The sequence below is a fragment of the Variovorax sp. F042 genome (assembly GCF_057814215.1).
This window is the reverse complement of record NZ_JBVASX010000018.1, coordinates 78,277-92,668: the sequence shown is the minus strand read 5'-3', so window position 1 is coordinate 92,668 and position 14,392 is coordinate 78,277. Positions and strand designations below refer to the sequence as shown.

Annotated in this window: 13 protein-coding genes; 4 read left to right on the top strand and 9 right to left on the bottom strand. The window is 64.4% G+C overall.

What is annotated here, in order from left to right; translation table 11 throughout:
- The first annotated feature begins 277 nt into the window (after window positions 1–277).
- Window positions 278–790 (top strand): hypothetical protein, encoded by a 513-nt coding sequence (locus tag ACZYSP_RS32675; protein WP_489018710.1) that lies wholly within the window; start codon window positions 278–280, stop codon window positions 788–790.
- A gap of 41 nt (window positions 791–831) precedes the next feature.
- Here the strand turns inward: ACZYSP_RS32675 and ACZYSP_RS32670 are convergent, their stop codons facing one another.
- The gene (locus ACZYSP_RS32670) at window positions 832–1,461 is read right to left on the bottom strand and encodes a transposase (RefSeq protein ID WP_489018708.1); all 630 of its coding nucleotides are present in this window, start codon (window positions 1,459–1,461) and stop codon (window positions 832–834) included.
- A gap of 213 nt (window positions 1,462–1,674) precedes the next feature.
- Complete coding sequence (locus ACZYSP_RS32665; RefSeq protein WP_489018706.1) at window positions 1,675–1,992, bottom strand: type II secretion system protein N; 318 nt, start codon at window positions 1,990–1,992, stop codon at window positions 1,675–1,677.
- 312 nt (window positions 1,993–2,304) lie between these two features.
- On the opposite strand from ACZYSP_RS32665, the gene ACZYSP_RS32660 reads away from it, so the two are divergent.
- Genes ACZYSP_RS32660 through ACZYSP_RS32650 form a run of 3 tightly spaced genes read left to right on the top strand, consistent with a single transcriptional unit; the run spans window position 2,305 to window position 3,872 of the window.
- A complete protein-coding gene (locus tag ACZYSP_RS32660) occupies window positions 2,305–2,790 on the top strand; it encodes a prepilin-type N-terminal cleavage/methylation domain-containing protein (protein WP_489018704.1) in 486 nt (161 codons plus the stop codon).
- A 3-nt stretch (window positions 2,791–2,793) separates the two neighbouring features.
- Window positions 2,794–3,195, top strand: a complete 402-nt coding sequence (gene gspI, locus ACZYSP_RS32655) for a type II secretion system minor pseudopilin GspI (RefSeq protein ID WP_489018702.1) — start codon at window positions 2,794–2,796, stop codon at window positions 3,193–3,195.
- A complete protein-coding gene (locus ACZYSP_RS32650; RefSeq protein WP_489018700.1) occupies window positions 3,192–3,872 on the top strand; it encodes a type II secretion system protein GspJ in 681 nt (226 codons plus the stop codon). Before gspI ends, ACZYSP_RS32650 begins: the two co-directional genes overlap by 4 nt.
- A gap of 162 nt (window positions 3,873–4,034) precedes the next feature.
- On the opposite strand, the gene ACZYSP_RS32645 is transcribed toward ACZYSP_RS32650, so the two are convergent.
- The 7 genes from ACZYSP_RS32645 to gspL form a co-directional block, all read right to left on the bottom strand.
- A complete protein-coding gene (locus ACZYSP_RS32645; protein ID WP_489018698.1) occupies window positions 4,035–5,195 on the bottom strand; it encodes a substrate-binding domain-containing protein in 1,161 nt (386 codons plus the stop codon).
- Window positions 5,196–5,459: 264 nt separating this feature from the next.
- Window positions 5,460–6,686, bottom strand: coding sequence for a substrate-binding domain-containing protein (locus ACZYSP_RS32640; protein WP_489018696.1), 1,227 nt, complete (start codon window positions 6,684–6,686; stop codon window positions 5,460–5,462).
- 396 nt (window positions 6,687–7,082) lie between these two features.
- A complete protein-coding gene (gene gspF, locus ACZYSP_RS32635; RefSeq protein WP_489018694.1) occupies window positions 7,083–8,285 on the bottom strand; it encodes a type II secretion system inner membrane protein GspF in 1,203 nt (400 codons plus the stop codon).
- Window positions 8,286–8,296: 11 nt separating this feature from the next.
- Window positions 8,297–9,748 carry a type II secretion system ATPase GspE gene (gene gspE / locus ACZYSP_RS32630; protein ID WP_489018692.1) on the bottom strand — a complete coding sequence of 484 codons (1,452 nt, stop codon included), beginning with the start codon at window positions 9,746–9,748 and terminating at the stop codon, window positions 8,297–8,299.
- The gene (gene gspD, locus ACZYSP_RS32625; protein WP_489018690.1) at window positions 9,745–12,513 is read right to left on the bottom strand and encodes a type II secretion system secretin GspD; all 2,769 of its coding nucleotides are present in this window, start codon (window positions 12,511–12,513) and stop codon (window positions 9,745–9,747) included. Before gspD ends, gspE begins: the two co-directional genes overlap by 4 nt.
- Window positions 12,510–13,139, bottom strand: coding sequence for a type II secretion system protein M (locus tag ACZYSP_RS32620; RefSeq protein WP_489018688.1), 630 nt, complete (start codon window positions 13,137–13,139; stop codon window positions 12,510–12,512). The genes gspD and ACZYSP_RS32620 overlap by 4 nt, the downstream gene beginning before the upstream one ends.
- On the bottom strand, window positions 13,136–14,392 hold the full coding sequence (gene gspL, locus ACZYSP_RS32615) for a type II secretion system protein GspL (RefSeq protein WP_489018686.1): 1,257 nt from the start codon (window positions 14,390–14,392) through the stop codon (window positions 13,136–13,138). The genes ACZYSP_RS32620 and gspL overlap by 4 nt, the downstream gene beginning before the upstream one ends.

The window sequence follows — 14,392 nt, the reverse complement described above, 5'->3', positions numbered from 1 at the left end:
GTACGCACAAACCGCTGCACGACCTATTACGTCGCGCGCAACAGTACGAACCACTGCACGCCCCCCCGCCCACCGTCAAGATGCCGGGTACGCAACAAAGACGTAGAGGATCGCGTCATCTCGGCAGCAGGCACCCTGTTTAAAAAGAAATCATCCATGCGCGAAGTTGCATGTATGTGACAACAGTCAACTGTTTTCTGCGGAAACATGCATCCGCATTCGTCTAGGAGAACAGCCGATCGCAGCGTGAAGGCTGCGACCACAGACCAACATCCTCATGAAGCATCCGATGAACATGCCGAGCGTCTTGCATTGGCGCGCGCCCTGGTGGGCGTGCCTGATGGCTTCGTGGTTCCTCGGAACAGCGATGGCACCCAGCTTCTGGTTCATCGGGGCCCTGCTCGCGATCGATCCACGCAGCGATCACCCCGCATTCTGGCCATCGCTGATGGTCGGCGTCGCGCTTGTCAATGCTGCAACCATCTTGCGCATCAATCAACGCCAACACCGCGAGGCATACATCAGCCGCGAGACCTTGGCGCGACACTTCCAGCGCATGAGTCAGCGCCTCGGTGCCGTGATCTTTCTGGTCATCGGCTGGGGCAGTGGCTTCCTGCCGGACATCACCTTGCCGACCACGCACGGGCACCTCTCTCTGGTTGCGGCCGCGACTGCGGTGAGCTGGAACGTGCTGCTGGCGTGGCTCTTCAGCCTCGGCTCCTTCACCCATATCGGCGCAATGCACGCCCGGCTTGGGTTTGCGTACAGGGGACGCTTCCTGCAGGCATAGATGGAACGTCAACGCGATTGCACTTCGGCGGGCGAGCCCTCTCACTCGGCCACGATCTGCTCGTCATGTTCTCGCTGGACGCGTGCGGAGGGGTCGCCCTTTGCCAGACCCAGAACGTCGAGGTGGTGGGCTCGCAAGGCATGCAGCAAACCGCGGTTGACGTTGAATTCCTCGGTGTCTGCATTCAGCAATGCCCCGTTGCTCAGGCAGCGGTACACGATGTCGACCACATGGGGATGGGCGCTGGCCATGTTGATGTCCTGAACGAACGCACGCAACTCGGGCAACGGCTCGGAGCGAAGCAGATAGCCGACGAACCAGCGCCACAGCATGTTGTAGCCCAGCCCCTCGCGCACCCGCTTGGGGTTTGCCAACGAATAGACGATCTGCAGCAGCCAGGCACGCGTGATCATCCGTGCATCCATGCCGCTCTCGCACTGCATCGAGAGTTCGTTCATGAAGAGGCCTTCGTAGGCTAGGATGCTGTCGATGGCCTCCCTCAACGCCACCAGCGCGTGGTTCTCGGGCACGAAGGACTTCAGATAGTCGACCTCCATCCACAACGGATGCGACACGATCCACACCCACGGTACGCCATACCGGTCGATGGGCACCGGCTTTGTCCTGGCGATTTCGACATGCTTGGACAGCTCCTTGTCCAGGGTCTGCATCGATACGCTCTTGACCAAGTCGAATGATGAGACGCTTGAGCTCAACTTCTTTTTCTTCATCCAGATTCCTCCATCCAACCTGCATGTGGAAGCCCCAGGCAGCGATGGGCGCTTTCCGACCATGGTTCGGGACTGATCTTTCTAGACGAGTGTCATCCGGCAAACCCGCAGGAAAAAAGACATGAATGTTTCTCGCCCCCCAGGCGCACGAGATCAGGGCACCCGGACGATGCCTGGAGGACCGTAGTCGGGTCTCAAGGGAGACGCGATGCGAGTCGCAATGCCGGCGCGCTCGATCGTCACCGCATCGGGCTCGATGGACGCGAGGGTGACGTCGCGCATCAGGGTCTCTCCGGCCATGAAGGCCTTGGGCGGTGCGCCGTTGATCGCCAGCACCGCCACCGCACGATCGGCCCGACGCATGAGACCGACCACGACAACATTCAGGCGCAACTGCCCCGGCCCCAGCCAGGCGGCCACGGTCTGGGCCGCGGGATCGGTGGGCGCCGCAGCGGCAGCTTTCGTCTGCACCGGTGCTGGTCGAGGCTGGTGCAATCTGTTGGCCCAGAAGGTCGCGACAACAATGACCGCAGCCAAGCCAAGCACATGCACATGCACAGCGCTTGCCGGCGATATCGAAGCCGGCCATTTCCATGTCGGAGTCATCGTGCAATTCCTTCAATGTCCGTACGCTGCGGGGCACAGCACGCTGCGCTCCCGCGGGAACCGCAGTATTAGCAGAGACATGTTGGCAATTCATGTCAACGCCACATTCCGCGCTTAGTATTTTTGCGAGCCACTGCGGAAGGACTTCTGCCCTCCATGGAATGGCGACGCTTCCCTATGAACTCCCTTCGCCGCAATCTTGGCTTCTCGCTGATCGAAGTGATGATCGTGCTGGTCATCGTCGGCATCGCAACGGCCGCGATTTCCCTCAGCGCCGCGCCGGACCCGTCCGAGCCGCTGCGGCTCGACGCGCGCGAACTCGCCCTGCGGCTGACCACCGCGCAGCACGAAGCGCGCATCGATGGCCGCGTCATCGCCTGGGAAGCACGCGGCGACGGCTACCAGTTCGTGCGCGGCACATGGACGAACACACCCGGCAGCGTTGTCCCCATGGTCACGACCGGCGGCGAACTCGATCGCTTCGCGCAAGACGATGCATTGCGCCCCCGCAGGTGGCGGGCCGGCGTCGTGGAGGTCACGCCCGCAGCGCCTTTGCTGCTCACCTCCGAATGGATCGGTGCGCCCGTCTCTCTGGAGCTGCGCAGCGGCCCGCATGCGGTGGCCATCGTGCGCGATGCCACGGGCGGCTTCAGGGTGCAATGACGCATGCGCCCGCATCGGCTCTCGCATCAACGCCGCGGCCCACGTCGGCCATGGGGCTTCACGCTGATCGAGGTGCTGATCGCACTGGCCATCATCAGCATCGCCCTGGCCGCCTTCGTGCGCCTCACGAGCCAGACCGCCACCAACCTGGGCAAGGTCGAACAGAAGTCGCTTGCGATGCTCTCCGCACAGAACAGCCTGGCCGAGTTGCAGATCGATTCGCTGCCGTCCTCCGGGCTCCGGCAGGTCGCGTGCCCCCAGGCGGATCAGCCCTTCGTTTGCCGGGTGCAGATCGGCCCTTCGCAGGAAGGAATGCGCACGGTCGCGGTCGACGTCTACCTGGGCCGCGACAGCGACCAGCGCCTGGCGAACCTGCAGTCGCAGTTGCCCGAGAGGCGTCGATGAAGAGAACAGGCAGACGCAGACCCCTGCGCCCCCAATCGGGCTTCACCTTGATCGAAGTCATGATCGCCATCGTGATCATGGCCGTTTTGAGTTTGATCGCATGGCGGGGACTCGACAGCATGAGCCGCGCCAATACCCAACTGCAGGCGCGCACGGAAGAAACGGCACGGCTCATGCGCGCACTGCAGCAGATCGAGCGTGATCTGACATGGCGCACGACGACCGAGCTGCCGTCCGCGGCCATGGATGCGTTGCCTAAAGACGGGGCACCGCGCGACAGCCCGCCGCAGATACCGGTCTCACTGTTGCCGGTGGGCATGGACGCGCGCCGCCTGAACCAGACGCCGTTCCTCATCGAACTGGTGCGCGCGGCGCCCGCCGCGCCTGGAAGCTGGCAACGCGTGCAGTGGTGGCTACAGTCCGGCACGCTCTACCGCGCGGCCGGTCCGGCAGTTGCCGACTACCCGCTTCCGGCACCGCAATCTGCCGACCGTGTGGCCGTGCTGGAAGGCATTGATTCGTTCGACGTGCGTGCATGGGAACCCGAGCAGGGCTGGCGCCGACTGCCGGCAGCCGGCCTGGCGCGTGCACCGGCTTCAGGGCTGGAGATCACGCTGAGCACGCGCCGCAGCGCTGGGCCGGTGATGCAGTACCGAAGGGTCATTGCGCTGGAGTGACTTGGGCCATGTTGATCCGGGGGTCTTGCCGGCAACGCACCGGTTGGCAAGACAGCAATGGAACGCTAGAAATACAAAAGCCATGCAAGCGCAAAAGCACCTGCATGGCTCCAGGTCGGAAAGACGGGTCAAGCTCGCGCTGGCCCTCGACCCATCAAAGGCTTAGGGACGGCCGATGCCATTGCAGACGGACGCGTTGCCAATTTCCAGCGAGCTGCCCGCGGTCAGGAACGCATCCTTGATGGCGGTGTTCCATGCAGCGGGCAGCTTCACGAAGTTGTGGGCCGTGATGTAGCTGTCATAGGTGCCGTTGTTCAGGTTGTTCAGGAAGCCCTTGACCGCTCCGCCAGCCGTGCCCGTGCCAACGCCAGGGGCGTAGCACTGACCGATCAGCAGGTTGGTGGTGCCGTAGATCGGGTAGGCCGAGGCGGGGACCGAATAGGCCGGCACCCAGTTCAGCGGATTGTTGCGGGCCACACCGGCAGCCGGGGGCGCGGGCAGCGCGGCCTGGATGGATGCCACGGTCGGCTGCAAACCGTTGACTCTGGCAACAGCGCTGTTCGCGCCACTCACATATGTCGTATCTGGGCTCAAATAGCCGAAGCGATGAATTGATGCAACGGCAGCCACTACGCCACTGTCACTCGTAGTGGACATCCACACGTCGGGAATGCCGTCGCCGCTGGCGTCTTGACTGGTCGTCAAGGTCGGCAGCGCGGTGGCGACCATCGTCTTGAAGTTGTTGGAAATGGTGAACGACTTGCCGACGGGCAGGAACGAGCCGCAAGCTGCATTCAGGAAGCGCGACAGTATTTCGGTCGTGCCGCTGGCGTTGGAGCGGAAGACCACCTGGATCGCGGTCTTGCTGCCCACGGCGCCATCGTCCGCGGCCGTGCTCACCTGGTTCCAGGTGCGAGCGGCGGTGTCGAAAGAGAAGATGCGGCAGATTTCCTGGGTGGTGAGGTTCAGCGTGGCAATGCCGGGCTCGTTGTAGGGCAGTAGAACCGCAGCTACTACCGCCGGAACCTGAATCAATCGACCATAGTTGACCACGGTCGAGCTGGCGCCGTTGTTGTATGCGGCGTTATACGTGCTGAGTTCAGTCGACGACAGTGCGAAGTCGCTGCCGACGGCATGAACAGTTCCGGTCGTGCTGAAGAGCGCTGAGTTGTTGGTCAGAAAGGCCTTCTTGCCGTCCGCGTTGACGTAGTCCCAGGTTCCCGTGATGGGGCCGTTGGCGAAGATGTCTCCGTATATCCACAAGGGCAGCGTGCCGCTACCGAAAGTCACCGTCTGCGCCGATGCAGCGCCGGTTGCGGCCATCAGGCCGGCTGTGATGGATGCGAGAAGTAGTCCGTGTTTCATGGTCGTGATTTCTATGGTTGTTGCGCTCAGTGGCAAAAGCCAAGGAAGTCTCTGGCTTCCAGGTGCCTGCCGATTCGCTTACGTCATCGATACGTCGCTAAGGGTCGGCGGCAAGAACTCACAAGCCATGCAGGCGCGAAAGCACCTGCATGGCTTCTTCAAGTCGGACAGATGAGTCACGAGCGCGCTGGCCCGTGACACATCAGAGTCCTACAACAAGGCTTACGGACGGCCGATGCCGTTGCAGACGGACGTATTGCCGATTTCCAGCGAGCTGCCCGCGGTCAGGAAGGCGTCCTTGATGGCGGTGTTCCATGCAGCGGGCAGCTTCACGAAGTTGTGAGCCGTGATGTAGCTGTCATAGGTGCCATTGTTCAGGCTGTTCAGGAAGCCCTTGACCGCTCCACCAGGCGTACCAGCGCCAACGCCAGCGGCGTAGCACTGACCGATCAGCAGGTTGGTGGTGCCGTAGATCGGGTAGGCCGAGGCCGGGACCGAGTAGGCGGGCACCCAGTTCAGCGGGTTGTTGCGGGCCACACCGGCAGCCGGGGGCGCGGGCAGCGCTGCCTGGATGGATGCCGCGGTCGGCAGGAAGGTGTTGATCCGGGCGACGACGCTGTTCGAACCACCCGTGTAGGTCGAATCGGGGCTCAGATAGCCGAAGCGGTGATTGACGGCAACGGCCGTCGTGACACCGCCGCTGCCTGCAGCGGCGACCCACACATCGGGAATGCCGTCGGCGTTGGCGTCTTGAGCGGCCGTCAGGGTCGGCAGCGCGGTGGCAACCATCGTCTTGAAGTTGTTGGAAATGGTGAATGACTTGCCGGCGGGCAGGAACGAGCCGCAAGCTGCACTCAGGAAGCGTGACAGCAGTTCGGTCGTGCCGCTGTTGTCGGAGCGGAAGACCACCTGGATGGCGGTCGTGCTGCCCACGGCGCCGTCGTCCGCGGCCGTGCTCACCTGGTTCCAGGTGCGGGTAGCGGTGTCGAACGAGAAGATGCGGCAGACTTCCTGGGTGGTGAGGTTCAGCGTGGTGAGGCCGGTTTCCTTGTAGGGCAGCAGAACCGGGGTTGCAACTGCCGGCACCTGGACCAGACGGCCATAGTTGGCCACGGTCGAGCTGGCGCCGTTGTTGTAGGCGGCGTTGTACGTGCTGAGTTCGGTCGACGACAGTGCGGAGTCGCTGCCGACGATGTGAACGGTGCCGGTCGTGCTGAAGAGCGCCGAGTTGTTGGTCAGGAAGGCCGTCTTGCCGGTGCCGCTGCCCGTGCCGGCGTAGCTCCAGGTGCCCGTGATGGGGCCGTTGGTGAAGATGTCGGTGTACATCGGCTGGGGCAGCGTGGCGCCACCGGAAGTCACCGTCTGCGCCGATGCGGCACCTGCCGCGACCATCATGCCGGCCGCCACGATGGCGGAGAGTGCATTGAGTTTGAAGTTAACCGATTTCATCGAATTGCTCCTTAAGCAAACTGGAAAAGTTTGAAAACCCTAAAACAAATTGACTAGGTCTCTGAGCGCCTCACCCCAAAGGTTCTCCATAGCGCCCCGTCGCCCTTTGGGTCGACACATCGTCATTGCCCTGACGACGTATTGATTCTGGATATGGACGGTGACGTCGCTTTGAACAAGAACCCCCAGTGCGACCAAATATTCACCCGAGTTCTCAATCGCTTAAATGGAATTTGAATCGCCTGAAGATTCACACTTTTCCCGTGTGACGATGCACCGCAAAGATATTCGGAGCAAGAAATTTCTCGGCTCGAAGAGAAGGTCTTCAACGGCTGATCCTCCCGAACTCGCAGAAACCACTCGGGAGAACTTGTTCTCCCCGTGGTCGCGTTCCCTTCACTGCACCATCTGGTTGATTTCCATGATCGGCAACAGCACGGCGAGAACGATCAGCATCACCACGCCCCCCATGCCCAGGATCATCAGCGGCTCCAGCAACGCCGTGAGGCGCGTGGCACGGCGCTCCAGGTCGCGCGAGAGATTGGCGGCCGCGCGATCGAGCATGGGCGCGAGGGCACCGGTTTTCTCACCGCTCGCCACCAGGTGAATCAGGTTGGAAGGAAAGACTTTCTGCACCTTCAGCGCGGACGCGAGTGGCGCACCCTCTCTGACGCGCGCGGTGGTGTCGCTCGCGCATGCCTTGAGCCGATCGTTGCCCATCGTCTGGCGCGCGGCGTCGAGCGCGCGCAGCAATGGCACCCCCGCATCCATCAGGATGGCCAGCGTTGAAGCAAAGCGCGCGGTATTCACGCCCAGCACATACTTGCCCACCATGGGCACCCTCAGCAGGAAGCTGTGCCAGCGAAGGCGCACCGAATCGTCGCGCAGCGACCAGCGCCATGCGGTGACAGCTCCCGCGATCACCAACGCAGTGAGCCATCCCCACTCGCGCACGTAGCCACTGGCGGCGAGCATGACTTGCGTGAGCATCGGCAATTCCTGGCGCGCCTGGGAGAACGCACTGACAACCTGCGGCACCACATAGCCAAGCAGGAAGATCACGATGCACACCGAGACGAAGGCAACGACCGCGGGATAGATGAAGGCCGTGAGCATCTTGCTGCGCAGGTTGTCCCGGCTCTCCAGGTAGTCGGCCAGCCGCTCCATCACGCGCGCCAGATCGCCCGAATCTTCACCTGCGCTCACTAACGCGCGATAGATCGCAGGGAAGTCGCGAGGACGCTCACCCAAGGCGTCGGCCAGGCGCATGCCGCCTCGAACGTGGTTGCACACCGCGGCAAGCGAATCGGCCACGACCTTTTGCTCTGCCTGTTCGATGGTGGCCATCAAGGCCGACTCCAGCGGCAAGCGCGCGCCCAAAAGGCTTGCCAGCTCGCGCGTGGCCCAGCACAGGTCCGCGGCGCCGAGCCTGGGGCCGAGCCAGGAGAGGCTGCTTCCGCCGGAAGTCTCGTGAACGCCCAGCGCCGTCAGTCCCCGTTCGCGCAGTTGCAGGCGCACCGCACGCACCGATTCGGCATCCATCGTCCCGGCCTCGATCTGTCCGGTCGGGTTGGCGGCTTCAAAGTGGAATCGCGGCATGCTGCATTCCCCTACCCGTCATCGCGCGTGACACGCATGATTTCTTCGGAGGTGCTGACGCCCGCGGCGACCCAGCGCTGGCCATCCTCGCGCATGGTGCGCATGCCGCTGCGGCGAGCGACCTCGCGCATGGCATGCTCGTTGCCACCATCGTGAATGATCCGGCGAACCTCATCGTTGATCACGAAGAGCTCATGAATGCCGGTGCGTCCCTTGAAGCCGGAGTGATTGCAATGGGCGCAGCCTGTGGGCACCCAGCGAGTGCTGCCGTCGGGTTGTGTTTCGGCGCGCTTGCATTGCGGACACAGGCACCGCACCAGCCGCTGGGCGAGCACGCCCAGGAGCGACGAAGACAAGAGGAAGGGCTCGATCCCCATGTCGGTCAGGCGCGTGACGGCAGAGATCGAGTCGTTGGTGTGCAGCGAGGCCAGCACGCCATGCCCGGTGAGCGACGATTGAACGGCGATCTGCGCGGTCTCCAGGTCGCGGATTTCGCCGATCATGATGTTGTCCGGGTCCTGGCGCAGCGCAGCCCGCAACGCCGCGCCGAAGGTCATGCCGATCTTGGTGTGCACAGGGATCTGGTTGACGCCAGGCAGGTCGTATTCGACAGGGTCTTCCACCGAGAGGATGTTGCTCACGCTCTTGTCGAGCTGGCCGAGCGCGGCATAGAGCGTGGTGGTCTTGCCGCTGCCGGTGGGGCCCGTCACGAGCACGATGCCGTGCGGCTGTCGGATCAGCCGCGTGAGCGTCTCCAGCGTGTCGGGCGCCAGACCCAGGCGCTGAAGCTGCAGCCGGCCGGCATCCTTCTCCAGCAGGCGCAGCACGGCACGTTCGCCGTGCACGGTGGGCACGGTGGAGACGCGCACGTCGATGGGACGCCCTCCCACGCGCAAGGTGATGCGCCCGTCCTGCGGAATGCGTTTTTCGGCGATGTCGAGCTGCGACATGATCTTGATGCGGGAGATCAGCGCAGCATGCAATTCCTTGCGCGGCGAAACCACATCGCGCAGCGTGCCGTCGACGCGGTAACGCACCACCGAATGCGTCTCGAACGCCTCGAAGTGCACGTCGCTGGCGCCATCGCGGGCAGCTTGAGCGAGCAGCGCGTTGATCATCCGGATGACCGGGGCATCGTCCTGTGCGTCGAGCAGGTCCGTCACGGCAGGAATGTCCTGCATCAGCCGCTCGAGATCGACTTCGGACTCGGCCGCGCCCACCACGGCCGCGGCGCTGCCTGTCTCCGCGTAGCCGGCGGACAGCAGCGCATCCATTTCTTCCTCGGACACTTCGCGCCGTGCATGGATGCTGGTCTGGCGCTGCGCTTCGACCACGGCCCAACCTGGCGTGCGCGCGCTGAACGCAAGCTCCATGGCTTCTTCCCCGCCTTTGCAGACGACGATGCGCTGGGCGCGCGCCCAGGCATGCGGCAGGATCGGGGCCGGGCTCGGCACTGAGCTCATGGCGCCACCACGATCTCCGGGTGATAGCCCAGTTCGCGCAGCACGCCCGTGGCCGTGTCGACGGAGCGCGAATCGCGTGGCAGGTCCACCCGCACCGCATAGCCCGTGCCGCCCGGACCGGTCACGATGTACGCCGGCATTCCACTGATGCGAATGCGCCTGGCAACGCGCACCGCGTCTTCCTGCTGGGAGACGTCGGCCACCTGCAGCACGCTCTTGTTGTTTTCGGTCGTGGCGTAAAGCACGGCAGGGTCTCCGGTCACGCCGACGTTGGAGGGCAACTGCGACCGTACTTCGGGCTCCTTCGATTCTCCTTGTGCGGGCCGTTCGCGCACCTGGCTTGTTGTCTGCGTGGCAGGCGCTTGCTGCTCGCGTGTATTGCCCCACTGCTCCGGTCGCAGGTCCAGCTTGGGACGCTGGCCCGCAACGGGCACATCGCCCGGTGGCAGGATGGGCGCCGCCATGTCGGGCAGCAGCAGGTGCTTGCCGGGTTGCACCCGGCTTTGTTGGGTGCGCATGAAGTTGTAGCGGTCCATGGTCAGCCCCCGGCCTGCATTGGCGTCGCGAATCACATAGGGCCGCAGGAAGATCATGAGATTCGTCTTCACGCGCTGGCGCTTGTCGTACCGGAACAGGTTGCCAAGCACGGGAATCGCCCCGAGCCCTGGCACCGACTCCGCAGCGTTGTTGACGCTGTCTTCCAACAATCCGCCCAGAACCATGATCTGCCCGTCGTCGAGCAGCACGCTGGTGTCCAGCGCCCGTTTGTTGGTCACGATGCCGGACACACCCGAGTTCTGGTCGTCGATGCTCGAGACCTCCTGGTAGATGTCCAGCTTGACCGTTCCGCCTTCGGAGATCTGCGGCCTGATCTTCAGCTGCAGGCCGATGTCTTCGCGCGTCACGGTCTGGAACGGGTTGTCGGAGCCGCCGCCGCCCGGCGTGATGTACTGGCCGCTGACAAAGGGAACCGTCTTGCCGACGATGATGGAAGCCGCCTCGTTGTCGAGCGTCAGGATGTTCGGCGTCGAGAGGATGTTGACGCCGCCCTTGGTCTGCAAGGCACGCGCCAGCAAGTTGAGATTCATGATCTCGCCCCCGCCGGGCAGCTTCACGGTTCCGTCGACGATGCCCAGGCTGAGCCCCTGCGGAAGCCGGTCGATCGTGTTGGTCGCGCTGTTGTTCAGACCCGTGCCGCCACCCAGGTTGGTGCCGCCGGTCAACCGGCCGCTGTTGCGCATCCATTGAACGCCCAGTTGCGCCGCGTCCTGTTCGGTGACCTCGACGATCAGGCTCTCGACCAGCACCTGCGCGCGCCGCTGGTCGAGCATGTCGATGACGCGCCGGATACTGCGATACATCGGCTCGGGCGCAGCGATGATGAGGGCATTGGTGGTGGAGTCGGCTTGCACTGTCACGCCGTTGGCCGAGAACGCCGTCCCTCCACCGGCGCTGCCAGTGCCGCCCTGCTGCGAGCCGCCGACGTTGCTGCCGCCACCGGCACCGAATCTCGCACTGCCACCGCTGGTGCTGTTCGACCCGCTGCGTGCGTTGGTGCCTGACGTGGAGGAACCCGCTCTGCCTGTGCTGCCCGTGCTGCCTGCGGCGCCGGCACCACCCAGCATGCCGCCTGAGCCGAGTGCAGCCCGGGCACTGTCGCCGCTTCCCAGCGCAGTGCCGCCCGAATCGCCGGTGAGCAGCCCCCGGAGCACCCCGGACAGGTAAGTCGCCTGCGCATTGCGCAGATACACCACGTGGAGATTGCCGGGATCGTTCTGCGCGTTGTCGAGCTTGGCAACAAGATCGCGTGCCAGCGATGTACGCGCCGGGCTGCTCGAGCGGATGATCACGCTGTTCGAGCGCGGATCGGCCAGCACCACGATGTCGCGCCGGGTCTCGTTGCCCCCGCCCTGGAGCAGTTCGTTGGCCAGTGCCGCGATATCCACCGCCACGCCCTTGAACACTTTCACCAGGTCGGTATCGAGCGAGGTCGGCGTGTCGATGCTCTCGACAATGCGCGCGATGCGCTCCAGGTTGTCGACGTAGTCGGTAATGACCAGGGTGTTGTTCGCCGCGTAAGCCGCGATGCTGTTCTCCGGCGCGATCATCGGCTTGAGCACCGGCACCAGCGCCTCGGCGTTCTCGTAGGCCAACCGGAAAGTCCGCGTCGCGACGCCGCCGCCAGGCGCTCTCGAATTGACGGAGCCTCCTTGCATTTTTGCATCGGCCACCGGCACTACGCGGCTGACCTTGCCGACGTCCACGATGGTGAAGCCACGCATACGCAAGGCGGAAACCAGCATGTCGTAAGCCGTCGCCGAGGGAATCTCGCCATCGGAGACCAGGGTGATCTGGCCCTTGACACGCGGATCCATCAGGAAATTGCGGCCCAGGAATCGGGACAGTGCGGAGATCACGGACTGGATGTCCGCATCGACGAAGTTCATCACCGCTTTTTCTTCGGCTCCCGCCGCAGGCCGACGCGTGGGCGTGGCCTCCGCTGCCGGGCGCCTGTCCTGCCCCGCCGGGCGGACAGCGCTTGCGGCAGTGCCCGATGCGGGCGCCTTGCCCGGCACGGGCGACTGGGCAACGGGCTGCGCCTGTACCGCCGCACCGGTGTTCGCCCCCGAACTCGGAACGTAGGTTCCTTCCCGAAACAGGGGTTCGTCCGTGGTGGCCGTCGTGGCGGTGGCACAGCCCGCCAGGGCCAGAGTGCACACAAGCGCATAGCGCCTTCCCGATTGCGCCGCAGTGGCTCGCGTCATGATCCGTTTCCTGGTTTCTGTCGCGCCACCATCGTTGCCTTGGCCCGGACATGGTTCTTCTGGACGGCTGAGCCGCCGTCCTCGAACCGTTGCAGCGTGGCTTTCTGCACCGTCATCCCCAGCGAGGCTGGTGCACTGAGCAGCCAGGCCATCACCCGCGAGGCATCGGCGGAGCGTTCGAATTCGATTTGCAATGCGGAGTCAACCTCGCGCAACTGGTATCCGTCAGCCAAGCCACCGGCATCCAGGCTTGCCCGTACACGACTGGCGGTGTCCAGCGACGAATCGCTGGGCGCCGCCGAGGGACTGCCGACATCGGCCAACACGTCCTTGAGCGCTGCGGCCTGCGAGCGCAAACGGGGCAACTCGTTGTCCCAGTGCCCCAGCGTGTCCAGGGCCGGCTTGGTCAGCAACAGCCAGACAAGGGCCATGACCACGACAGCGATCATCCCTGCGATCTGGTTGCGCTCGCGCTGCGACAGTCCACGCCAGCGGCTCTGTACCTGCTCGAGGATCGGCTGCGTGCGTGCTTGAAGCTGCGCAACCCATCCATGCCAGGGCATAGCGGCCGCGCGCCTGTGCCCCGGCAACCGCAGGGAACGCAGTGCGCTCGCCCTGCCGCTCATCGTGTTGCTCCCGTAGCGGGAGGCCGTGGCGCGGCTGCAGCGGGAGGCGCAACGTTGTCGCTCTTCTTCTCGGAGGCGGCTTGCATGCGCAGTCCACCGTCCTCGGGCTGCACCGCCAGACCCAGCTCCTGGGCTCGTCCCTGCAGGGCCTTCAATTCGTCCGTGCCGGGCCTGGCCCCCTCTCTCCACCGGACGTGCAACTGCCCATCTTCGAAATCGAGGCTCTGCACCTGCCCCTCGGCCTGGGTCAGCAGCGCTGCGGACGCACGCGCAAGCGCGCCGAAGTCCGCCACTTCGACATTGCCGGCGCCCGCCTTGTTCCGCGCATCGCGCAGCTGCCGCGCTTGTTGCAACGGATTGAGAACGACCGAAACGTCGGGGAAGGCAGCCTTGACCTGCGCCGCCATCTGACGCGTCAACGCCTGTCCTTCCGCGGCGACCTGCGACGCATAGAGATTGAGGCCCAGCAACCACGCCACGACCGTCACCCCGGCCCAGCCGACCGCCGGGCGCAGCCAGCGATGAGCAGCCCCTTGGGCCGAAGTCTTGCCCGCGGGTAGCGCCCAGCTCCATCCGGTTCCCGTCCAGGCAACAGGCACTTGATCGTGGTCTGGATCGACTGCCTCGTCGACCTGCAGCCAATGCAGCCGAGGCGAGTCGGGCAGAAGAGGCTGCAGTTTCGCCTCCATCTGGGCCAGATCCGCGCGCTCCGCGGGCCCGGGATGCAAGGCACCCCCATCGGTGCCGGTCCGCACGACCGCCCAGTCGTCTACGTAGATCGCGGCCACTGTTCCTTCGACCCAGGATTCATCTTCCGGGTCAGGCAGGAAGGCCGGCGGCGGCAGCACCGCATGCACAGGCAGGCCATGCCTGTGCAGCTCCCGCAGGCACGCCGATAGAACGTCGGCGCTCATCCAGGCCACCGGCACCGTGCCCTTGTCGGTGCGCGGACCGAATCCCACTGTGAGGTTCTTCAGGGCGGTGAGTGCCAGCAGCTCGACGACGCCAAGCACCGCGATGCGCTGCCGCTTGACCGGCAGAGGTGGCAGTTCGATGTCCGTCATCGCGACATCGGCCGGATGCGGACAAACCTCGACGCGCTTGGGCTCGAATTGCGCGGCGATCAGTCCTACGCTTTCGAACGTTTCGCTTTGCCATGCACCCTGCGGCGTGCGCCATGCGCATCGCACGGATGACACGCCTCCATGTCGCGCGGGCGGCAGCATCAGCCGCAGTAGATCGACCCGCATCAT

Excerpts from the sequence above, each read along its gene's own strand:
- ACZYSP_RS32675 (WP_489018710.1), top strand. The coding sequence starts at position 278 with ATGAAGCATCCGATGAACATGCCGAGCGTCTTGCATTGGCGCGCGCCC.
- ACZYSP_RS32670 (WP_489018708.1), bottom strand. The coding sequence starts at position 1,461 with ATGCAGACCCTGGACAAGGAGCTGTCCAAGCATGTCGAAATCGCCAGG.
- ACZYSP_RS32660 (WP_489018704.1), top strand. The coding sequence starts at position 2,305 with ATGAACTCCCTTCGCCGCAATCTTGGCTTCTCGCTGATCGAAGTGATG.
- gspI (WP_489018702.1), top strand. The coding sequence starts at position 2,794 with ATGCGCCCGCATCGGCTCTCGCATCAACGCCGCGGCCCACGTCGGCCA.
- ACZYSP_RS32650 (WP_489018700.1), top strand. The coding sequence starts at position 3,192 with ATGAAGAGAACAGGCAGACGCAGACCCCTGCGCCCCCAATCGGGCTTC.
- ACZYSP_RS32645 (WP_489018698.1), bottom strand. The coding sequence starts at position 5,195 with ATGGCCGCAACCGGCGCTGCATCGGCGCAGACGGTGACTTTCGGTAGC.
- ACZYSP_RS32640 (WP_489018696.1), bottom strand. The coding sequence starts at position 6,686 with ATGAAATCGGTTAACTTCAAACTCAATGCACTCTCCGCCATCGTGGCG.
- gspF (WP_489018694.1), bottom strand. The coding sequence starts at position 8,285 with ATGCCGCGATTCCACTTTGAAGCCGCCAACCCGACCGGACAGATCGAG.
- gspE (WP_489018692.1), bottom strand. The coding sequence starts at position 9,748 with ATGAGCTCAGTGCCGAGCCCGGCCCCGATCCTGCCGCATGCCTGGGCG.
- gspD (WP_489018690.1), bottom strand. The coding sequence starts at position 12,513 with ATGACGCGAGCCACTGCGGCGCAATCGGGAAGGCGCTATGCGCTTGTG.
- ACZYSP_RS32620 (WP_489018688.1), bottom strand. The coding sequence starts at position 13,139 with ATGAGCGGCAGGGCGAGCGCACTGCGTTCCCTGCGGTTGCCGGGGCAC.
- gspL (WP_489018686.1), bottom strand. The coding sequence starts at position 14,392 with ATGATGCGGGTCGATCTACTGCGGCTGATGCTGCCGCCCGCGCGACAT.